This window comes from Alteribacillus sp. YIM 98480 (assembly GCF_009765375.1).
Lineage (GTDB): Bacteria > Bacillota > Bacilli > Bacillales > Marinococcaceae > Alteribacillus.
Genome location: NZ_VTOK01000005.1, coordinates 54,102 through 74,916, shown reverse-complemented (window position 1 = coordinate 74,916; position 20,815 = coordinate 54,102). Strand labels below are relative to the sequence as shown.

18 protein-coding genes are annotated in these 20,815 nt (G+C 41.3%); 6 read left to right on the top strand and 12 right to left on the bottom strand.

Features of this window, described 5'->3' with window-relative positions:
- Window positions 1-140: 140 nt before the first annotated feature.
- From FZF09_RS07840 to FZF09_RS07800, 9 genes are all read right to left on the bottom strand, one after another.
- Window positions 141-1,208, bottom strand: coding sequence for a TAXI family TRAP transporter solute-binding subunit (locus FZF09_RS07840; RefSeq protein WP_158736040.1), 1,068 nt, complete (start codon window positions 1,206-1,208; stop codon window positions 141-143).
- A 789-nt stretch (window positions 1,209-1,997) separates the two neighbouring features.
- Window positions 1,998-3,011: a methylmalonyl Co-A mutase-associated GTPase MeaB gene (meaB, locus tag FZF09_RS07835; protein ID WP_158736039.1), complete on the bottom strand. Its 1,014-nt coding sequence runs from the start codon at window positions 3,009-3,011 to the stop codon at window positions 1,998-2,000.
- A gap of 32 nt (window positions 3,012-3,043) precedes the next feature.
- A complete protein-coding gene (gene scpA, locus FZF09_RS07830; RefSeq protein WP_158736038.1) occupies window positions 3,044-5,227 on the bottom strand; it encodes a methylmalonyl-CoA mutase in 2,184 nt (727 codons plus the stop codon).
- Window positions 5,224-7,329, bottom strand: a complete 2,106-nt coding sequence (locus tag FZF09_RS07825) for a methylmalonyl-CoA mutase family protein (RefSeq protein ID WP_158736037.1) — start codon at window positions 7,327-7,329, stop codon at window positions 5,224-5,226. The genes scpA and FZF09_RS07825 overlap by 4 nt, the downstream gene beginning before the upstream one ends.
- Window positions 7,330-7,347: 18 nt before the next feature.
- Complete coding sequence (locus tag FZF09_RS07820; protein ID WP_158736036.1) at window positions 7,348-8,901, bottom strand: acyl-CoA carboxylase subunit beta; 1,554 nt, start codon at window positions 8,899-8,901, stop codon at window positions 7,348-7,350.
- A gap of 110 nt (window positions 8,902-9,011) precedes the next feature.
- A complete protein-coding gene (gene accB / locus FZF09_RS07815; RefSeq protein ID WP_158736035.1) occupies window positions 9,012-9,524 on the bottom strand; it encodes an acetyl-CoA carboxylase biotin carboxyl carrier protein in 513 nt (170 codons plus the stop codon).
- Window positions 9,525-9,565: 41 nt separating this feature from the next.
- Window positions 9,566-10,201 (bottom strand): TetR/AcrR family transcriptional regulator, encoded by a 636-nt coding sequence (locus FZF09_RS07810; RefSeq protein ID WP_158736034.1) that lies wholly within the window; start codon window positions 10,199-10,201, stop codon window positions 9,566-9,568.
- A gap of 21 nt (window positions 10,202-10,222) precedes the next feature.
- A complete protein-coding gene (gene accC, locus FZF09_RS07805) occupies window positions 10,223-11,569 on the bottom strand; it encodes an acetyl-CoA carboxylase biotin carboxylase subunit (RefSeq protein ID WP_158736033.1) in 1,347 nt (448 codons plus the stop codon).
- Window positions 11,570-11,856: 287 nt separating this feature from the next.
- Entirely contained in the window at window positions 11,857-12,702 is an 846-nt protein-coding gene (locus tag FZF09_RS07800; protein ID WP_158736032.1) for a dimethylarginine dimethylaminohydrolase family protein, read from the bottom strand.
- A 125-nt stretch (window positions 12,703-12,827) separates the two neighbouring features.
- On the opposite strand from FZF09_RS07800, the gene FZF09_RS07795 reads away from it, so the two are divergent.
- From FZF09_RS07795 to FZF09_RS07775, 5 genes are all read left to right on the top strand, one after another.
- The gene (locus tag FZF09_RS07795) at window positions 12,828-13,124 is read left to right on the top strand and encodes a 4a-hydroxytetrahydrobiopterin dehydratase (RefSeq protein WP_158736031.1); all 297 of its coding nucleotides are present in this window, start codon (window positions 12,828-12,830) and stop codon (window positions 13,122-13,124) included.
- An 86-nt stretch (window positions 13,125-13,210) separates the two neighbouring features.
- Window positions 13,211-13,393, top strand: a complete 183-nt coding sequence (locus tag FZF09_RS07790) for a hypothetical protein (protein ID WP_158736030.1) — start codon at window positions 13,211-13,213, stop codon at window positions 13,391-13,393.
- Between the two features lie 824 nt (window positions 13,394-14,217).
- Complete coding sequence (locus FZF09_RS07785) at window positions 14,218-14,553, top strand: DUF5665 domain-containing protein (protein ID WP_233269439.1); 336 nt, start codon at window positions 14,218-14,220, stop codon at window positions 14,551-14,553.
- A gap of 64 nt (window positions 14,554-14,617) precedes the next feature.
- Window positions 14,618-15,076: a DUF948 domain-containing protein gene (locus FZF09_RS07780; RefSeq protein WP_158736028.1), complete on the top strand. Its 459-nt coding sequence runs from the start codon at window positions 14,618-14,620 to the stop codon at window positions 15,074-15,076.
- Window positions 15,066-15,383, top strand: a complete 318-nt coding sequence (locus FZF09_RS07775; RefSeq protein ID WP_158736027.1) for a hypothetical protein — start codon at window positions 15,066-15,068, stop codon at window positions 15,381-15,383. Before FZF09_RS07780 ends, FZF09_RS07775 begins: the two co-directional genes overlap by 11 nt.
- 362 nt (window positions 15,384-15,745) lie before the next feature.
- Here FZF09_RS07775 and FZF09_RS07770 read toward each other — a convergent pair whose 3' ends face one another.
- Genes FZF09_RS07770 through coxB form a run of 3 tightly spaced genes read right to left on the bottom strand, consistent with a single transcriptional unit; the run spans window position 15,746 to window position 19,332 of the window.
- Window positions 15,746-16,348, bottom strand: coding sequence for a cytochrome c oxidase subunit 3 (locus FZF09_RS07770; protein ID WP_158736026.1), 603 nt, complete (start codon window positions 16,346-16,348; stop codon window positions 15,746-15,748).
- A complete protein-coding gene (locus FZF09_RS07765) occupies window positions 16,341-18,299 on the bottom strand; it encodes a cytochrome c oxidase subunit I (protein WP_158736025.1) in 1,959 nt (652 codons plus the stop codon). The genes FZF09_RS07770 and FZF09_RS07765 overlap by 8 nt, the downstream gene beginning before the upstream one ends.
- Before the next feature lies 1 nt (window position 18,300).
- Window positions 18,301-19,332: a cytochrome c oxidase subunit II gene (gene coxB / locus FZF09_RS07760; RefSeq protein WP_158736024.1), complete on the bottom strand. Its 1,032-nt coding sequence runs from the start codon at window positions 19,330-19,332 to the stop codon at window positions 18,301-18,303.
- Window positions 19,333-19,749: 417 nt separating this feature from the next.
- Here coxB and FZF09_RS07755 point away from each other — a divergent pair, with 417 nt between their 5' ends.
- Entirely contained in the window at window positions 19,750-20,754 is a 1,005-nt protein-coding gene (locus FZF09_RS07755) for a DUF3231 family protein (RefSeq protein WP_158736023.1), read from the top strand.
- Window positions 20,755-20,815: the final 61 nt, after the last annotated feature.

The window sequence follows — 20,815 nt, the reverse complement described above, 5'->3', positions numbered from 1 at the left end:
TGCACTTACACTGATTTCCTCAACATTTTAACGACGTCGATGATTCATCCCATGTTAAAATTTTATGCTTTCCTATCAGTGTAAAAAATGGGGAGGTATATAGAATATACGCTCCCGCTTCTTCCATTTTCTTTATTGGTTTAACCTTCATATTCAGGTGGAATTAATTCTTCTGGTACGTCTAACCCTATCTCTTCATAATACTGGACAACTCCCGCATGAAGAGGAATGGTAGCGGTTTCAATCGCTTGTTCAGGAGTACTTTCAGAAGCTAATGGAAAGACTTCTGCGACTTCTTCGATATTTTCCCAATAGGCTTTAGACATTTCATAAACTAGTTCTTGGTCAATCTCTTTTAAAATGGCTGCTCCCATCCATACACCAATTGTTTGGGCTTCATCAACACCGTCATAGGCATCATCAGGAATAACAGCATCAACAAAAAATGGAAATTCTTCTAAGATAGAGTCGAGCTGATCATCATCTAAAGACAACATGTGTAAAGGTTGTTCAACATTTACTTCAGTAAACGTTGGGTCCGGTGGTGTCGCATTATAAGTAAAACCATTTAACTGATTATTTCTTACAAGTTCCGCTGCATCAGAAAGCTGTGCTCTATGGTAGTCAGGAGAAATACCCATATGGTCAAATACTAATTCAGTGATATATTCTCCACCGCCGCCGACAGTACTAGGGTTAAATTCTTTCCCATTTAGGTCTTCAAAGGTTTTGATTCCGCTGTCTTTGGTTACAGCCCAATGAAGACTTGAATGAGCAACGAACCAAAGCAGACGTAAATCTGGATTCGCTTCCCCTTCAAAACGGCCTTCTCCATTATAAGATTCATAAGCTACTAATGCTTCCGTGAAACCAAGATCAATATCTTTTTCTGATAACGCAATAGCATTACCATTAGAGCCGCCAGATTCTTGAGCAGATATCGTGAGTCCATCGACATTTTCATTCATGACATTAGCCATTTGATTCAAGTAAAAGTTCCATGTTGTTCCAGATGGATTTGCCGCTAAATTTAATAACGTATCGCCCTCTTCTGCGGTCGTTTCTTCTGTATCTACAATGATATCGGATTGATCCTCTGATTCTTCGCTAGTTGTTCCAGCTTCGCCGCATGCTGTTATCAAGAATAAAATACTTGCTAATAACAAAAGAGTAATGAAAGTAGTTTTTGTTTTATTTATATAATGCAAATGTACAACCTCCCCCAGTAAATATTTTTAATATTAAAATTAATCAGAACACTCATGACGGTCTCATGGTTTCATTAATCTTCTTATACTTAAAACATTGGAGCCATTGGTTAGTAGGATAAATCTAACAAATCTACTCGTTATGTACTGCCAGCAACTTAGCCCTAAAGTAAACTCCGCCCTCCTTTCGTATAATCGTTAGATGAAACAACACTTTTGCGATTGAGGTTTTATGATAAACATGTTTTTTTAGAAAAAATCTATTAGATCTTATACTGACTATGTTGTCGTGCGTTTCATTTTTTATTTAGCACTTGCCTTTACAAGCCGAAACTGCCACAGTACAGACCAAAGAAAATATGGCTCCTCCCCCGTCCTTATAAGACGACTATGTTTTTTTCCTCCTCGTGAACCACCTCCTTATTAGAAAAACTCGGCTTACTGCCACGTTCAAATGGCGTAATCGTAGTTTTTCTTATCTGTAGTAGCAGTGCACTGTACTAACATTATTAAAACGCTTTCAGAAATTAAGTGATTTAAAGAAACAAAGTTTCCTTGAATTGATTATAATACAAATATTGTCTCTAATTCAATGAAATTTTAAAAATAATTAAACAATTATATTTAAAAAAAAACAACTGTTATGACTAGCAACTTGGCTTGCCGCCAAGAACTGTTTTACTTATAAAAATAAAAAAATTGTCCTTCCAGCAGTTATATCTACTAGAAAGACAAATCATTGTCATTACCGTACCAATCAAAAAAAGTAAGGCGTATTCCTATTTCGTTTTATTGTCGATATATTTCCATCATCTGTTTCACTGCTTGAGCTAGAGGCAGCTCGCCCGCTGTTACTTTATGTTTCAGCGATGGCAATTGAGATTTTACCTTTTCGTTTTGATAAAATGACATTTTTAATTCATCTTCAATCAAGCGGTCCATCCACTCTGATAACTGAGAGGCTCGGCGTTCTTGAAAAAATCCGCTTTCTTTCATTTTTTCTTCGTAGTCTTTTATTATTTCCCAAATATGAGGAACCCCTTCTCCTGTAAGAGCAGAAACAGTATAAGCTTTCGTTTCCCAGCCGGGAGTGGCGGGTTGTAAATAGTGAAGCAAGCGGTTATACTCAGCTTTCGCATTTAAAGCAGCTTGTTTGTTTTTCCCATCTGCTTTGTTAATAAAAATTGCATCGGCTATTTCCATGATGCCTTTTTTCATTCCTTGCAGTTCATCTCCGCCGCCAGTAAGCATAAGAACCAAAAAGAAATCTACCATAGAACGAACAGTGATTTCACTCTGCCCCACTCCAACGGTTTCTACAAAAATAACATCATAACCGGCTGCTTCACATATCAGCATCGTTTCTCTGCTTTTTCTTGCGACGCCGCCTAGTGTTCCGCCAGATGGGGACGGACGGACATATGCATTAGGATGCTTAGACAAGGTTTCCATCCTTGTTTTATCCCCAAGTATACTGCCTCTGCTCACGCTAGAAGAGGGGTCAACGGCAAGCACTGCTAGATGGTGCCCAGCTTCACACAGCATCGATCCAAATTTCTCAATCAGTGTGCTTTTCCCTGCTCCAGGCACACCGGTGATGCCTACTCTAATCGCTTTTCCTGTGTATGGCATAAGCTGTTTCAGCACTAGTTGGGCTGTTTCAAAATGCTTCGGAGAATTGCTTTCTACAAGTGTAATCGCCCGGGCAATCACTGCCCGGTCGCGATTTAGCACCCCGTGTACATACTCTTCTACAGAAAGAGATCTTCTTCGTTTTGTGCGTGGTCGCCGCTGCTTGTCCATACGGGCCCTCCTTTCCCACTGGCCCTTTCCATTTATTCCTCTTCTTCTAAACGTTTATTTACTTCTTCCATTACTTGTTTGGCTGCGGTGGGAATTACCGTACCCGGCCCAAAAATGGCAGCTGCTCCTTTTTCTTTTAATTCTTCATAGTCCTGCGCCGGAATCACACCGCCAATAACGACGACAATATCTTCTCTTCCCAGCTTTTTCAACTCTTCTACAACTTGAGGAAGCAATGTTTTATGTCCGGCTGCTAGCGAACTCATCCCGAGAATATGAACATCATTTTCGACCGCTTGGATTGCAGCTTCTTCCGGCGTTTGGAAAAGCGGACCGATGTCTACGTCAAAGCCAAGATCAGCAAAAGCAGTTGAAATCACTTTCGCGCCGCGGTCATGACCGTCCTGACCCATTTTAGCGATCATAATACGTGGTCGTCTGCCTTCTGCTTCGGCGAATTCATCGGTTAACTGTCTTACATCGTCCATTAATTCTTCCTCTCCAAATTCCGCACTGTACACTCCGCTGATCGAGCGTGTCACAGCCTGATGTCTTCCAGATACTTTTTCAATCGCATCTGAAATTTCTCCAAGGCTTGCTCTTGCTCTGGCAGCATCTACAGCCAGTTTTAATAAATTTTCTTTGCCATCTTCTGCGGCTTTCGTCAGTGCGTGTAACGTTTCTTTTACTTTTTCTTCATTCCGTTCAGCACGCAGCTTCTTCAAACGTTCCATTTGCGATTGGCGTACAGCTGAATTATCAATATCTAAAATATCAAGCGGGTCTTCTTTTTCTAATCGATATTTATTAATACCAACAACCGTTTCCCTGCCAGAGTCAATATGAGCCTGGCGGCGGGCAGCTGCTTCTTCGATTCTCATTTTAGGAAGACCCGTTTCGATCGCTTTTGTCATACCGCCAGCTTCATCAATTTCTTCAATATGCTCCCAGGCTTTTTTTACAAGCTCTGCCGTCAACGTTTCCACGTAATATGAGCCGCCCCATGGGTCTACTACGTTTGTAATCCCTGTTTCTTCCTGAAGGTAAAGCTGGGTGTTTCTTGCAATCCTCGCTGAAAAATCGGTAGGCAGAGCAATTGCTTCATCAAGTGCATTGGTATGAAGCGATTGGGTATGCCCCATAGCTGCAGCCATTGCCTCGAGACACGTTCTTATAACGTTATTATATGGATCTTGCTCCGTTAAACTCCAGCCCGAGGTTTGAGAGTGTGTACGCAGGGCCATCGACTTTGCATTTTTCGGGTTAAAAGGTTTCATTAAGCGGGCCCACAGCAGCCTGGCTGCCCGCATTTTCGCTATTTCCATAAAGTGATTCATTCCAATTGCCCAGAAAAACGAAAGTCTAGGCGCAAACTGATCAATGTCAAGGCCTGCCTTCAAACCTGTGCGAACGTATTCCAATCCATCTGCAAGCGTATAGCCAAGCTCAAGGTCAGCAGTAGCCCCAGCTTCTTGCATATGATAACCAGAAATCGAAATGCTGTTAAATTTCGGCATGTTTTCTGACGTATAAGCAAAAATGTCAGCTATAATGCGCATCGACATTTCCGGCGGGTAAATATACGTATTCCGAACCATGTATTCTTTTAGAATATCATTTTGAATCGTGCCGGTCAGCTGTTCTTGTTTTACTCCTTGCTCTTCTGCTGCAACAATATAAAATGCCATCACCGGCAATACGGCACCGTTCATCGTCATGGATACAGACATTTGATCGAGCGGAATACCGTCAAACAGCACTTTCATATCAAGAATAGAATCGACAGCAACGCCGGCCTTCCCGACATCTCCGACAACACGGGGATGATCTGAATCATACCCGCGGTGCGTTGCAAGGTCAAAAGCGATAGAGAGCCCTTTTTGACCGGCGGCTAGATTACGGCGGTAAAATGCGTTAGATTCTTCTGCAGTTGAGTAACCTGCATACTGCCGCACTGTCCAAGGCCTTGTTTTATACATGGCAGGATAAGGTCCTCGTAAAAAGGGCGCAATGCCAGAGACATAGTTTGTATGCGGGAGGTCTTTTGTGTCCTTTTTTGTATAAAGCGGCTTCAACGCTATATTTTCTACGGTTGGAGAAGCCAGGTCTTCGGCATTTTTTCCCGTTTTTGCTCGTGCTTCTTCCTCCCATTTTGAAAAATCATGAGAAGCAAGCACGTCGTTGTAATCTATTTTTGTAAAATCCGGAGTTGTCATTGAACAGACGCTCCTTTCGCACGCTGCTGCAGCCAGCTTAATGTTTTATAGACGTTGGAATGACGATGAATCGTGCCGTCCAATCCTTTATCAGAAAGAATATTTTCTTGATCTTCTGATAATTTCCCAGCTAATAGCACTATTTTTTCCGGTGTTTTCTCTTTTATCGATTCAATAATCCCAGCAGCGAGTGCTTCATATGCTCCGTCCTGCCCGCATAAAACAACAATGGATTCCTCTCTTGATATAGCAGCCGCGCTCGCTTGTTCGGCATCCTCTGTTCCTTCTGTCTGTTTTACATGGAAACCGCCCGTTTGCAAAAACCCTGTTGAAAAGTCTGCTCGTGCTTTATGGTCAGCAAACGGACCTAATGTAACCAGTAAAGCGGACAGAGGTTTGTTCGTTTTTTTTTCATAAGTTGCAGCTGATTGACGAAGGTTTTCAAATGTTTCTGCTTCTCGTACAGGCGGCAAAGGTGTAATAAAACTGTTTTGGCTGCTGTAATGTTGAGCCAGCTCAGAGATCAAAGCGCCCTTTGCGGCAGCGTCTATCGCTTCTTCTAGGATGCTTTTTTCTCCTTTCTTCCATTCTAACCCAGCTCTGTTTCTTTTTTTAGATTGATTGTTTTCTAAAAAGGATGATACTTGTTTTTCGTCATCTTCAGGCTTTACCGATACAGCTTTTTCATTGATATCCGGGTATTTGTTAACGCCAACATATACTTTACGCTGTTTCTGTACTTGTTCTTCTTTTTGCTTGCGTCCTTTAGCGACACGTTCTTGTACTTTTCCATCTAGCAGGCTTTGTGCTAAGCCCCCGCTTGCTTCGATCTCTTGAAACAAAGACCAAGCTTTTTCTGCTAGTTCATGGGTTAATTTCTCTACATAGTACGAACCGCCTGCAGGGTCCATTATGCGTCCAAGATAGGCCTCCTCTTGTATAATAATCTGGGTGTTGCGGGCAATTCGTTTGGCAAAAGAAGACGGACGCTGAAAAGCCGCATCAAATGGGGTTACTTCTAAACAGTCAGCTCCTCCGGCCACTGCCGAAAACGCTTCGGTTGTCGCACGGAGCATGTTGACATAAGGATCATTTACGGTCTTTGTTCTTTTAGAGGTGGTCCCTTGCAGAGACATGCTTCGTTTTTCTTCACCGATTCCAAATGCACTTTGAATATTAGACCAAAGGCCACGGGCTGCTCGAAACTTAGCGATCTCCATAAAAAAGTTTGAACCAGCTGGAAAACGAAATTGGAAATAGGATACACTCTTTTCCGGTGAAATACCTCTATCATTAAGTGCTTTTATATATGAAACAGCAGCAGCCATTGTATAAGCAAGCTCCTCAACGGCACTAGCTCCGCTGTTATGGTATGGTTCACTTGAAATAAGCACTGTTTTTACGTGGATGCTCCTGTTTTCACACCATTTTATAATTTCTGCTGCGTGATCATAGCATGTACTTAGCGGTGCCGGAAGCTTCCCTGCCTTTACCCAGCTGCCAAGCGGATCGGATGCAGCGCTGCCTGAAGCCGGGGAAGAAACGCCAGCTTTCTGAAGCGCAGCAGCCCATAGGGAAAAAAGCGGAAGCGGATCGGCACCTGTTTCAAAATAAATGGGCGTGTTTTCTAAATCAACACTTTGGAAAAGCGTAAGCATATCCTCTGCATCTGAAACAAGGATGCCTGTATCACTTATCTCATCGCCCTCCATCTCTCTTCCTTCTTTTACCCCTGCATTCCAGCCCAAATTCACTGCATGCTGTCCTTTTTGCAGTCCTTCTTTTATTTCCTGGCTGGCCGCTTCAGGTGTACGTTCCCACACGGCTTGGGCAACTTCCCATGGTAGGGAGCCTTCAGAAGCTGCATGGATACCTCTTATGTGAGGCGGCTGACCAGGCAGCGTGTCAGCATAAGGGAGATTCTCTCTATCTTCTTCTCTATAAAGCGGTTTTAATGTAATTCCTTCATCTGTTTTCGTATAGAGGAGCTTTTCTACTGATTTTCCTTTTAAGGAAGCTTGTGCTGCTTCGTACCAGGCTTTTTCGTCAGGAACTGGAAAATCACAAATATTTCTCAACACCGAGCGGAGTGTTTCATCCATGCTTGTTTCCCCCTCTTTTTACAAAGGAATATTTCCGTGTTTTTTCTGCGGATTTTGTTTCTTTTTGTTTTGCAGCATTTCAAGCGCGCTGGCAAGCGATTTTCTCGTATCGCGCGGGTCGATTACATCATCTACCATGCCATTGCCGGCTGCAATATACGGATTGGCAAATCTTTCACGGTATTCCTGGATTTTATCTTGACGCGTTTTTTCAGGATCAGGACTTTCTTTTATTTCTTTGGCAAAAATAATATTGGCAGCCCCTTCCGGCCCCATAACAGCTATTTCAGCGTTAGGCCAGGCAAATACCATGTCTGCTCCAATTGCTTTGCTGTTTAGTGCCACATAAGCCCCGCCAAAGGCTTTTCTTAAAATCACCGTAATTTTGGGAACTGTTGCTTCGGAATAGGCGTATAAAATTTTTGCCCCGTGACGGATAATGCCGCCGTGTTCCTGTTGAACACCTGGAATAAATCCGCTGACGTCTTCAAAAGTAATAAGCGGAATATTAAAACAATCACAGAAGCGGATAAAACGCGAACACTTATCAGAGGAATCGATATCAAGGCCGCCCGCCATCATTTTTGGATTATTGGCAACAATTCCGACAGTTTCTCCATTTATTCTTCCAAAACCTACAACAATATTTTTAGCAAATCCGGGCTGTACTTCCATAAAATACTCGTCATCTAAGAGCAGCTTAATTACTTTTCTTACGTCATATACTTTTGTGCTGTCCACCGGTACGATATCGAGCAGTTCTTCCACTCGTTCTTCTAGATCCACTGCTTGTTTAGGCGGTTGAGCCGGTGCTTTTTCTTGATGATTAGAAGGAAGATATTGAATCAGCCGGCGTACGTCCTGCAGCACTTCTTCTTCTGTGGAAGCGGTGAAATGAGCATTCCCGCTTTTACTCGAATGTACCTTAGCCCCTCCTAAATCTTCAGAGTTAATTTTTGCCCCCGTTACACTCTCAATTACTTTTGGGCCGGTTATAAACATTTGGCTTGTTTTTTCTACCATAAAGACAAAGTCCGTAATCGCCGGTGAATAGACAGCTCCTCCTGCGCACGGTCCCATAATAACAGAGATTTGCGGAACGACGCCTGAGTAGATAGAATTGCGGTAAAAAACATGGCCGTAACCGTCTAAAGACAGGACACCTTCTTGAATACGAGCCCCGCCAGAATCATTTAACCCGATAATCGGCGCTCCATTTTCTGCAGCAAGATCCATCATTTTTGCAATTTTTAAGGCGTGCATTTCTCCTAGCGCCCCGCCGTATACGGTAAAGTCCTGCGCAAACAGAAAGATTAATTTTCCATATACTTTCGCATATCCAGTAACTACACCTTCTCCTGGTGCTTCCGCTTTTCCATAATCCATCCCGCGGTTTTCGATAAACGGATTTAGTTCGACAAAGCTTCCTTCGTCTACTAGAAGATCAATTCTCTCTCGTGCGGTCAGCTTTCCCCGGTCATGCTGTGCATCAATTCGGTCTTCCCCGCCGCCTAGTTTGACTTTTTCTTTTTTTCGTTCCATTTCATCAATCCGGTCAAACATATCACTCATTGAAAACAGCCTCCCTTTCTATGTACTTGTCACTTTTGTATTGAAACGCTTTCAACGTTTTTGGCATAAAAGGGGTATCTTTTAAAAAGATGCCCCTGACATGTGTATAGTTAAGCTGTTTTTACTAGGAACAGCGGCTGGCCGTATTCAACAAGCTCCCCATTTTCAACGAGAATTTCTACAATTTCTCCAGAAATTTCTGCTTCAAGTTCATTCATCAATTTCATTGCTTCTACTATGCACACAACTGATTCTTCGCCTACTTTGTCTCCTTCTTTTACGTACGGATCAGCATCTGGAGATGGAGAACGGTAGAAGGTACCGACCATTGGAGAAGTTATTTCTTCTAGAGAATCATCTTTAGCTGCTGGTGTTTCTGTTTGTTCTGGCGCTTTTGCTTGTGATTCTTCTTTAGGTGCAGCTGGTGCTGGTGCTTCCGGCTGTGGAACACTAGGAACTGCTTGCGGTTGTGGTGTTTGAATAGTTTCAACAGCTGCTGTCTGCACCGCTCCTTCTTTTCTGATTGTAATCTTTTCTTTGTTCTCTCCGCGGATTTCAAGCTCTCCTATGCTGGATTTGTCTAGTGCCCGAATCAATTCTTTAATTTCGTTAACTTTATACATGTTTTCCTACACTCCCTTATTGAGGATTAAAAATAAAATAATTACATTACACGATTAGTTCGTAAAAAGAAACGTTGATAAGCAGGTTCTTTTCTTGCTTGTTCGGTTAGAAGCGACTGCATGATCAAATCTGCATAAATGTCTGCTATTTCTTTTACCGAATATTGTCCGTCGGCTTTGTACCATTTGTACGTCCAGTTAATCATACCGAAGATGGCCATCGATGTGATCGGGACAGGCAGTTCGTCTCTGAATTCTCCTCGTTCTTTGCCTTCTTTTACAACAGAAAACATCATATCTTTGTAGATGTCACGCTTTTTTTTAATACTATCAAAATAGTCTGGTGATAAATACAAACTTTCTTGATAAAAAACAGTGACGTGAGCCCGGTATACTTCAAACATTTTCACGAAAGAACGCACGGTTTCATAAAGTTTTTCCGCCGGTGTATGATAGCTGGCATGAGCTTCTGCTGCTTTATCAATGACATATGTAATAAACGAGTCATGGATGGTGTAAAGAAGCTCATCTTTCGATTTAAAATTGTGATAAAACCCGCCTTTAGATGTATTGCTTTCTTTTACTATTTTATCCACGGTTACCGCATGAAAGCCATTTTCTTCAAAAAGTTGAAGAGCAGCCTCTGTAATCCTTTGTTTCGTGGATTTCGCCGGCATTCTTATCACCTGCTTTCGGTCTTAATCCATAATTTGGTGCTGCTCAAGAAATTTCGTGTTAAAATCTCCTTCTTTGAAAGAAGGATGATCCATTAATTTTAAATGGAACGGAATCGTTGTATCCACGCCTTCTACCACAAATTCTGATAACGCTCTTTTCATCCGGGAAATCGCTTCATCTCTTGTTTTTCCTCTCACAATTAGTTTAGCAACCATCGAATCATAGAACGGCGTAATAGAATATCCCGGATAGACAGCGCTGTCTATGCGTACACCCAAACCGCCTGGCGGAAGATACATATCAATTTTCCCTGGAGACGGCATAAAGTTTTTGGCAGGATTTTCTGCATTTATTCTGCATTCAATGGCCCAGCCGTCAATTTGAATGTTCTCTTGTTCAACTGATAATTTTTCTCCTGCAGCGGCACGGATTTGTTCTTTAATTAAATCTATACCAGTTACTTCTTCGGTTACGGGATGCTCTACTTGAATTCGAGTATTCATCTCCATAAAGTAAAACTTTTTATGTTTATCAAGCAGAAATTCCACCGTGCCTGCTCCGCAATAATCCACTGCTCTTGCGGCTTTAATAGCTGCTTCTCCCATTTTTTGTCTTGTTTCTTCATCGAGAGCAGGGGATGGTGCTTCCTCCACCAGCTTTTGGTGTCTTCGCTGAATGGAACAATCTCTTTCTCCAAAATGAATAACATTTCCGTGAGAATCTGCCATGATTTGAATTTCTACATGACGAGGTTCTTCTACAAATTTTTCCATATATACACCGCTATCCCCAAAAGCGGTGGCTGCTTCTTGCTGAGCCATATTTATCGCTTTTTTCAAATCTTCTGGGTCTTCAGCAACTCTCATCCCTTTTCCGCCGCCGCCGGCTGTTGCTTTTACAATTACCGGATAGCCGATGTCTTCTGCTGTTTTTACAGCTTCTTCTTCGTTTTCAATAATTCCATCCGTACCAGGAACGATTGGCACTCCTGCTGCTTCCATCGTATCACGAGCCACTGCTTTTGCCCCCATTTTGCTGATTGCTTCTGGGGATGGTCCAATAAATACTAGGTCGTGATCAGCACAAATTTCTGCAAACTCAGCGTTTTCTGCAAGAAACCCATATCCCGGGTGCACTGCATCTGCCCCTGTTTTAAGGGCGGTCGAAATTAGATTCGTTTTTTTTAAATAACTTTCTGCAGAAGAGTTAGGTCCTACACAATATGCTTCATCAGCCATAAGAACATGCAGGGCTTCTCGGTCTGCTTCAGAATGTACAGCTACTGTTTCGATACCAAGCTCGCGGCAGGCACGGATGATACGTACAGCAATTTCACCACGGTTGGCTATTAATATTCTCTTAAACATCACATGCACCTTCTCTCTGTTTTTGCTTCGTCTTCTTATTGTTTTCAAGGTAAGCGATTACATACTATAACACTCGAGACCGACCAGTCAGTCTGTATTTAGATTGTAAAAAAAAAATTATAATCTGTCAAATATAATTAGAAAACGTTTCTTTCTTCTATAGTTTAAAAATTTTTATCATGGAACACAAGAAAAAATTTAGCTGACTCTCCCACATCCAGCCTTCGGGACGAAAAATATTAAAAAACCTGGCAGAGCCAGGCTTCAATTATTTCATGAAATATTTATCATTTTCCTTTGATAAGCGGCATTGTTACACAGCGAAAAGAACCGCCGGATTTAATGATTTCTGAAAAAGGGATTTCAAGCACCTCAAACCCCATCTCTTTCATATCTTCATTCACTTTTTTATTTTCCGGAAGACTGATCACAGTTTCATTGCCTATTGAAAGTACATTTGTGCCTAGTCTAAATTGCTCCTCTTCTGTCACCGTAATCGTACGGTAACGCATGCATATATCGCGGACAATATCATTAGAGAGGGCGTCGGGATAAAGCAGTGCCGTTCCTGGAGAAAGAATGTTAAAAATACAATCTAAGTGAAGATATTTCTTATCAAAAGGAATCGTTATAATTTTTTTCGCAGGAAACAGTTCTTCTAACCGTTTTACTGCTTGTTCACTCGTACGGCTGCTATCCCCTACATAGATCACATCTTCGTCAATTAACACATCCCCGCCCTCAATAGACCCCTCATCTATTGAAAAATAGTCCCAATGATGGGCCTTGAGCCAATTTTTAAATTCTTTTATTTCCGGCTCCCTAATATCTGTCTCCATTTTACCAGTAATAATGCCTCTTTCTGTGGCAAAGCCGAGATCTCTTGTAAATACCTGCTCTGGCAGCTTTGATAGAGCAGGAATAAGCTGAACGGTAACCCCGTGGTTTTTTAATGTTTCTATTAAAAATTGATGTTCTTTTATCGCTTTTTCTTGGTCGATATTTTCATCTTCGTAAGACTTTTGTACTTCATTTATCGGTTTTTTAATACGCATTTCCTCTGGAGAGCACATTAATACTTCCTTTAGCACACCGTACTCTGTGTAAGCTGAGCCATGTCGTTTATTTGTCATTCTCTCGTCTCCTTTCTCTCCCTCTAGTCATACCCTTTTTCAAACTAAAATAAAAAATTGCAACGTTTAAAAACATGCTGAAAGTGGTAAAAATGATGTATCAGCATTAGGTTGGGATGGTGAAAATGAGTACGTTAAACAACGAAGAAATTGAAAAAAAATTAAGTGATCTAAATGAATGGAATAGGGCAGATGCCAAAACAATCGAGCGAAATTTCTCGTTTCAGCAATTTCTTACCGGCATTTCATTTGTTGAAAAAATAGCTCATCATGCCGAAAACGTGCAGCATCACCCTAATATCATCATTGATCACACTTCCATCACTGTGAGGCTTTCAACACTGGATGAAGGCGGGATCACAAAAAAAGATGTAGACTCTGCTGCTGCTTACAACCAAATCTTTCAAGAAGTTAATGTGTAACCATTATAAAAGCGGAAAACCTCCCATTAATACACAGCATACTATGGTTATAAATAATCAACCGCTTTCGTTAGAGGTGAGAGAGCATGGATTTTCAACAGGAAAGAATGAAACAAATGCTTGAACATGACCGCTTTCTTCATGCTTCTTATATGGAGGCAATCGAAACTTGCGGAGATGAATCTGTCGCACTTAAATTATTATTTGATACGTACGTACAAAATGAACCAATGATGCGTAATGCCTATGAGTATTTAACCAATCATTGATCCGAGGGCTGTTCCCAAAAGACAGGGAACAGCTTTTTTGTACTTAGGAAGTTTTACCTTTGTTAAAGGATCAAAGCATATGCAAACTACGCTTACAATGGCGAGTCTTTGCCTGAAAACGGCGAGTAATCCGCATATTCGGATGCAATTGGAAAATCAAGAAAATTAACTGCAATGGTAAAATACCCATATTTCTGACAGACTGGGATTATCCGTTTTTCAGAAATGGATTTTCTGTGCCTATACACGTAACAGAATGCCGTTCGATCCGCAATGGCGAGCAAATCGGCGTTAACGGCGAATATATCAGTATTTTTGGATAGTATTGGAATATAATGGAATTAACCACGGCCATATGATCACAATTCAATCACTATCTTTCTGTATAACCGTCAAAACCAGGTGACATCTGCCACATGGCACGTAACAGAATTCTCCCGATCCGCATTGGCGAGTAAAACGACGTTAACGGCGAGTATTTGGCTAGGTATGGCGAGTAAATCAGTGTTTTTGGTCAGTATTGGTATATATTGGAACCTAATCGCAGCCATATGAAAGCAATTCAATCACCATCTTTCTTTATAATCCCGAAAATCCGCTGACATCTGCGACATGGCACGTAACAGAGCTCGCCCAGTCCGCAACGGCGAGTAATGGGTAGTACTCGCGTTTTCCGCCATACTTCCCGGCGCCAAGCCGTTTAACTTTGCTAAAACCTTGCTAACATAGGAGAAGCACACGTTCTCAAGTTCCCCTGCAACTGTTTAAAGAAATGAACAGCAGGGTAAAACATAATGAAACAGGCGAGAACAGGGGGGAATAGCGTGGAAGTACGAAAGGATAATAAAAACTACCGGCTTGAGAAAAAAAGGCGCCCAACTAACCATGAAGACGTAAAAAAACTAGAAAAGCTTGTAGTACAGCTTGATGACATTACTACGAAATCCCGGATGAGAGATATGGCCTATCATTACACGAAACGTTCAGAAGTAATAAAAACAAATTTGATCGCCGGAGCTGCCCGCGGAGTAGGGTTAACAGTTGGCACCGCCCTTATTATTGCGTTATTATTTTTTATACTGGCTCAATTTGAAACAATGCCGTTTATAGGTGACTATATCGCAAGCCTTTTAGATATTGTAGAAAGCGAGAGGAATTAAGGAAAAAATGTCGAAGTTTTTTTATAGATGATTATTTTACACATAATAATTGGAGGTAGAAGGAATGGATCTACTAGGAATCAGCTTACTTATTGTCGCAATTGCCTTCGCAGTGCTCGTTATTTTTCTAATAAGAGCATTAAATAACTTGAGCAGTGTTTTAAACGGAATCGACAAAACGGTAGAAAAACTGCCGGATCAATTAGATGAAGTCATGAAAGAATCAGGGGTTGTTATTCATAACAGCAATGAAACCCTATTGGATTTAAATGAAAAAATGCGTGCGTTGAATCCTTTGTTTCATATTCTTGGGGATGCTGGAGAAGCTTCAAGAAAACTTTCTTCCTCATTAGCGGACATTACCGTCTCATGGAAAAAAAATACCGAAGAAGGGAAAGAAGCATCTCAGAAGAAAGATCTTGGAGGACTATACGGGGCCGCGGCGCTCATATACTACCTTACCCAAAAGCGCAAAGCCTTAAAAGAAATCAAAGAAGGAAGCGAAACCCGTAATGACAAATAAACGGATGAACCGTAAAAACAACAGCAAACAAACATTCATTCGAAGTGCTGGAGCTGGCTTTTTCATCGCTTTTATTGGAACATTGTTCAGCGCGCCAATGAAAGGTTCCTCCCTTCGCCATAAAGTAGCTAACCGCATTAGTCTTTTTATTAATTACCCAACGAAAATGGTCGCTGCCTACCGCGGCAGAAAAGAAAAATTTCGCGAACTTGGCCATGTCAAATATGAAAAACTGCAATCAAAAATGAACGATATAAAAGATGAAGCGCACAGCTCTGCAGAACAAAAGCATAAACGCCCTGATTAGTTAAAACTTGGTTAGCGCCACCCCTTTAGGCAAAGGCGATTGCCTAGTTTCCCTTATACTGATTTCCTACTGATTTCCTCATCATTTTGACAACGGCGATGATTCATCCAAGCTAAATTTTATCTTTTCCTATCAGGGAAAAATTTTTAAGAAAAGCGCAATTGCCTTGCTAACGAGCGACAAGTCCTGGAGGGGCGGCATATGGAAAGCTGATCTTTGCTTTCCATTGACGAACCGAAGGAATCTCGAGCGAGTAGGCGCTTGCGCTAGACATGTAAAACACCGCATATTTATAATTTCTTACCTTTCTAAAATAGAAAAGAAGGAAGCTGATCTATCATTCGGTCAGCTTCCTCTTCTTTTTAATAAACTCCCTGGGACCCCAAAATATAAACGAGCGTAAAAATAAATACCCACACCACATCGACAAAATGCCAATACAACCCGAATGCTCTTATACGCTTCCAATTCGTCCATATTGTTCGTTTTGTATAAAGGTGCCAAAGTAAAAGCCCCATCCAGACCGAACCAAACAGAACGTGGGCTCCATGCGTGCCAACAAGCACATAGAAAGAAGCAAGAAAGGGAGATTCAGAAAGGGTGTACCCTTCTTTGGCATATTCAAAAAACTCATAGATCTCAAACCCAAGAAAGACGAGAGCAAAGCTGAGCGTTATACTAAGCCAGAGCATCGTGTTGCTTATGTTTCTATGTTCCATCCTCTTTTCTGCTAAATGAAACGTCCAACTGCTTGATAACAACAGAAAGCTTGGAATCAAAATTGGAGGAAGCTCTAATAGTTCTGCAGCATCCGGGCCATTCAATGTACTTTTGCTTGAGACAAGAAAGGTGGCAATTAAACAAAGAAACACGACCGACTCCGCTGCGATAAACAGCCACATGCCCAGCCTGTCATCAGGCTCTGTCCACGATTTTATTTGTGATGCACTTTTTTGTTCAGCCATGTATACTCCCCCCTTTGCCTTGACCGTCTTCCGAATCCTCTCCAGACCATTCGACATTTTTGTCAAACGTAAGTGAACGATAAATCATGATGCCAAACGTTATTGCTAAGCCAGCTATTGCGATGGAGAACACTTCAAACACAAAGCCGAATGCTGCAATGAACAGGGCTGCACTGATGATAACGGGCAGACTGCTCGCATGTTCTTCTACATGACGCTCCTCGTGTTCTGCATATTCTAAAGCTGTCTTGCCTGCTTTTTTGGATTCCCAAAGAGGTTCTCTATGATTAATAACCGGTAGTCTTTTCCACCTATCAGAAGGCGCAGGCGAAGCAATCGTCCACTCTAATGTACGGCCGTTCCACGGATCTCCTCCTGCTTCATTTGGCTGTGTGTTATAGCTGTACCAGATGTTATATAAAAATAACAGCACACTCGCTGCCATGATGAATGCGCCGATTGTACTTACAAAATTTAAGCCGAACAACCCATCTTCGGGGAGATACGTATAGACTCGGCGCGGCATCCCGTTTAGTCCCATAAAATGCATCGGGAAAAAAGTAAGATGAAAGCCGATTAAAAAGGTCCAAAAATGAATATTTCCAAGCTTCTCATTTAATAGAAAACCAAACATTTTCGGCATCCAATAATAAATACCAGCAAAAGCTCCCATAATGGTGCCTCCAACCATTACATAGTGAAAATGGCCGACAACAAAGTAGCTGTCATGATACTGGTAGTCAGCTGCTACCATAGCTACCATCACTCCCGTTACTCCGCCAATCACAAACGTAGGAATAAAGCCAACCGAAAACAGCATCGCTGTGGGAAAACGTATTCGGCCTCCCCGCATGGTAAACAACCAATTAAACACTTTAATACCGGTAGGAACAGCAATTAGCATGGTTGAGATGGCAAAAATCGCATTGACAGTCGCACCGTAGCCGACGGTAAACATATGATGCACCCATACCATGAAACTAAGAAATGTAATCAGGGCTAACGCAATAACCATCGACAAATAACCAAACACGGGTTTTTTAGAAAATGTACTTATGATATCTGAAAACAGCCCAAACACTGGCAGAACAATAATATATACTTCCGGGTGGCCAAAAATCCAAAACAAATGCTGCCATAAAAGCGGGTTTCCGCTTCCTCCTGCAAAAAACTCAGTCGCAAATATATTATCAAACATTAAAAGTAAAACAGCGGCCCCAAGCGCCGGAAAAGCGAGCAATATTAATATAACGGCAACAAGGCTCCCCCACGTAAATAAAGGCATTCTCATATAGGTCATACCGGGAGCTCTCCTTTTCACAATCGTGACGATAAAATTGATAGCTGTCATAATCGTACCGATACCGGCAACCTGAAGTCCCAGCGCATAAAAGTTGTTCCCGGTATTGTTCGAATACCCGCCTATAGCTAATGGCGAATATGATGTCCAGGCTGCTTCCGGCGAACCTCCTAATAAGTAGCTGATATTAATAAGCGCGCCGCCGCAAATAAACAGCCAAAAACTTAAGGAATTTAAAAAAGGAAAAGCAAGATCCCTTGCCCCGATTTGCAGTGGCACCGCCACATTCATTAAACCGATTAATAAAGGGGTAGCCACAAAAAAGATCATTGTCGTCCCGTGGGTAGTCATCATTTGGTTATATTTTTCCCCTTGAAATACCCAAAACTCGGCATTCGGAAATGCGAGCTGAAGACGGACAAACATAGCATCAAGCCCGCCTCTTAAGAAAAAAACGAAAGAAGCTGCCAAATACATCATCCCGATTTTTAAGTGATCCGTTGTTCGCATCCAATCCCAAAGGATTCCCCACTTCTTTTTATAGGAGAGGAAAAAAATCGCTGCTGCTCCTAATAGCAGCGCGCTAACATGTCCAAAAATCACGTCCGACACTAAATCAATTTCTGTATTAAAAAAGGGGATAGAATTCATATCAATCCCTGCCTTCTTCTACTTTGTTTCCTTTAATACTGTGCAAATAATCTACCAATGCATCCATTTCTTCTTCGGTTAAATTGTCATAGGCTGGCATTTCCGTTGAAGGTTTAAACGACTCGGGATCACGAAGCCAGGCTTTTACATTCTCTTTATTATTCGCCATCATACCTGAAATTTTTTCTTGTTCCCCGTATAAAGCTAAATTAGGCCCTCTGTCATTGTCTTTATCAGCACCATCAACAGCATGACAGGCCAGGCAATTTTCTTGAAAAACACGTTCCCCTTCATCTACCGCTCCTTCTTCCTCCGGCTCTGTTTTTTCTGGTGTTATATCCTGCCCTACCGCTTCACTCCATGCTTCAAAATCCTCTTCTTCTTCTACTACAACTTGAAAGCGCATATCCGTATGAGCTGCACCGCAGAGCTCCGCGCATTTTCCGTCGTACACTCCAGGATCGCCTGTTTCTAAATACAATTCATTTGTTTCGCCCGGGATGGCATCTTTTTTTCCTCCCAGCTGCGGAATCCAAAAGGAATGAATGACATCAGATGATTTAAGTTCAATTACAACGTCCTCATTTGCAGGCAGATGCAGCTCCTGTGACGTTCGTATGTTTTGATCCGGATAATCAAATTGCCACCAATATTGATGACCAGTTACGTTTACCCGGAAAGCATCACGATCCGCTTTTGTTTCTAAATCATATGTTTGCATTAACATCGGCACAGCTAATACTCCGAGTACAATCACCGGCAAAATCGTCCACGTTATTTCGAGTTTTTTATTGTCATTTCGAAGCGTATGATCAGACCTGTCTGCTTTTGAATGTTCCCGGTACGTCCATATAAACTTTGCAAACAGAATAAACACGGTCACAAGAACTATCATCATAACCGCTAAACTAAAAACGATTAAATGGCTTTGTTCTTCGGCCACGCCGCCAGCCGAGTCCAAAACGTCCATTCGACAGCCAGAAGTCAGGATGATTAACAACAAAACCCAGGTACTTGTCCATGCTCCTTTCATCCATATGCCTCCCGTTATTTGTTGCACATCTTTTGAAAGTCTTTTTCCTTTTTGTTCTACTTGCAAACATAGAAATATCAAGACATATCTGCTTCTCTCGTTCTTGTATTGCTTTTGTATTAGGAGTTTATTTGTTTAAGGAGACATTCAAAAAGCAGAGGTTCATTTCACAGCAATCCTTACTCTCGTTCTGCAATTATTTTAATCGAACGTAACCCGTCGGTTTATGAAAAAGAAGAAATTCACAAAGACGGCGTAAAGAAAATTTAGGGACAAAAACCTATTGGTGAGCAATAAGCAGAATAATTTTATTCACCTCTTCAAAAAATAAAGCCAATAAGTGAATGAAAGGACAGGAAATCAAGGTCAAGAGGGGAGTCTGGAGAAAAAAATTCAATTTTCATTACAGGAGGAAATATGGACACATCACACTATACCCGCTTAACATCTGCCGAAATAGCATCTTTATGGACTTCTTATTTAAACAACACCATGTCTATATGCGTACTTAAATACTTTTTAAAAACAGCTGAAGATGAAGAAATTAAATCAGTAATTAAAGATGGACTGCACTACTCTAAAAATTACAATAAAATTATTACAGACATATTTCATGCTGAGCAGTTTCCCATCCCGCAAGGTTTTACTGAAACAGATGTAAACTTAAACGCTCCTCGTCTATTTACTGATATTTTTATAATCAATTTCCTGAAAAGCATGGCAAAAATAGGGTTGGGAACCTATTGCTTAGCATATTCCTTAGCTTCTCGAAACGACGTACGCTCTTTATACAAGCATTGTACTGAGACGACAACAATACTTGATGAAAAATCTTTAGAAGTATTAAAAAATAAAGGTATATATACCCGGTCCCCTTATATTTCTTATCCTGAAAAAGTACGTTTTGTTCATAAAAAAAATTTTTTAGCTGGTTTTACGACAAAACGGAGACCTTTAACTGCTCAAGAGATCACACATCTTTTTACCAATTTAGATACAAACATATTAGGACATATGCTTATGATCGGTTTTGCTCAAACAGCTGAGTCAAATGATATTAAAGAGTTTATTTGGAAAGGACAAAAGATAGCAGAAAAACATAAAAAACAATTTTCACAAAAGTTAATGGAAGACCATTTACCAACCCCTGGTCCTTGGGATTCGGGTGTAACCAAGTCAAAAGAAGCACCGTTTTCAGATAAATTGATGTTATTTATGATATCGTTTCTTACTGCATCTGGTATCAGTAATTATGGTCTTGCTATGGGAGCGAGCCCACGACATGATATTAGTTTTTTATATGCACGCCTTCTGTCTGAACTTGGAACATTTGCAGAAAACGCTGCTGACCTTGTAATCGAAAAAGGGTGGTTTGAAGAACCTCCACAATCAGAAAACCGAAGAAAATTAGCTGATACTTAAAACGTCACCGTTCACTATAATAAATAGGAAAATATGCCAGAAGTTGTCTTTGAATGTGGCT

Coding starts and splice junctions, on each gene's coding strand:
- meaB (WP_158736039.1), bottom strand. CDS start 3,011: ATGGACAAGCAGCGGCGACCACGCACAAAACGAAGAAGATCTCTTTCT.
- scpA (WP_158736038.1), bottom strand. CDS start 5,227: ATGACAACTCCGGATTTTACAAAAATAGATTACAACGACGTGCTTGCT.
- FZF09_RS07825 (WP_158736037.1), bottom strand. CDS start 7,329: ATGGATGAAACACTCCGCTCGGTGTTGAGAAATATTTGTGATTTTCCA.
- FZF09_RS07820 (WP_158736036.1), bottom strand. CDS start 8,901: ATGAGTGATATGTTTGACCGGATTGATGAAATGGAACGAAAAAAAGAA.
- accB (WP_158736035.1), bottom strand. CDS start 9,524: ATGTATAAAGTTAACGAAATTAAAGAATTGATTCGGGCACTAGACAAA.
- FZF09_RS07810 (WP_158736034.1), bottom strand. CDS start 10,201: ATGCCGGCGAAATCCACGAAACAAAGGATTACAGAGGCTGCTCTTCAA.
- accC (WP_158736033.1), bottom strand. CDS start 11,569: ATGTTTAAGAGAATATTAATAGCCAACCGTGGTGAAATTGCTGTACGT.
- FZF09_RS07800 (WP_158736032.1), bottom strand. CDS start 12,702: ATGACAAATAAACGACATGGCTCAGCTTACACAGAGTACGGTGTGCTA.
- FZF09_RS07795 (WP_158736031.1), top strand. CDS start 12,828: ATGAGTACGTTAAACAACGAAGAAATTGAAAAAAAATTAAGTGATCTA.
- FZF09_RS07790 (WP_158736030.1), top strand. CDS start 13,211: ATGGATTTTCAACAGGAAAGAATGAAACAAATGCTTGAACATGACCGC.
- FZF09_RS07780 (WP_158736028.1), top strand. CDS start 14,618: ATGGATCTACTAGGAATCAGCTTACTTATTGTCGCAATTGCCTTCGCA.
- FZF09_RS07775 (WP_158736027.1), top strand. CDS start 15,066: ATGACAAATAAACGGATGAACCGTAAAAACAACAGCAAACAAACATTC.
- FZF09_RS07770 (WP_158736026.1), bottom strand. CDS start 16,348: ATGGCTGAACAAAAAAGTGCATCACAAATAAAATCGTGGACAGAGCCT.
- FZF09_RS07765 (WP_158736025.1), bottom strand. CDS start 18,299: ATGAATTCTATCCCCTTTTTTAATACAGAAATTGATTTAGTGTCGGAC.
- coxB (WP_158736024.1), bottom strand. CDS start 19,332: ATGAAAGGAGCATGGACAAGTACCTGGGTTTTGTTGTTAATCATCCTG.
- FZF09_RS07755 (WP_158736023.1), top strand. CDS start 19,750: ATGGACACATCACACTATACCCGCTTAACATCTGCCGAAATAGCATCT.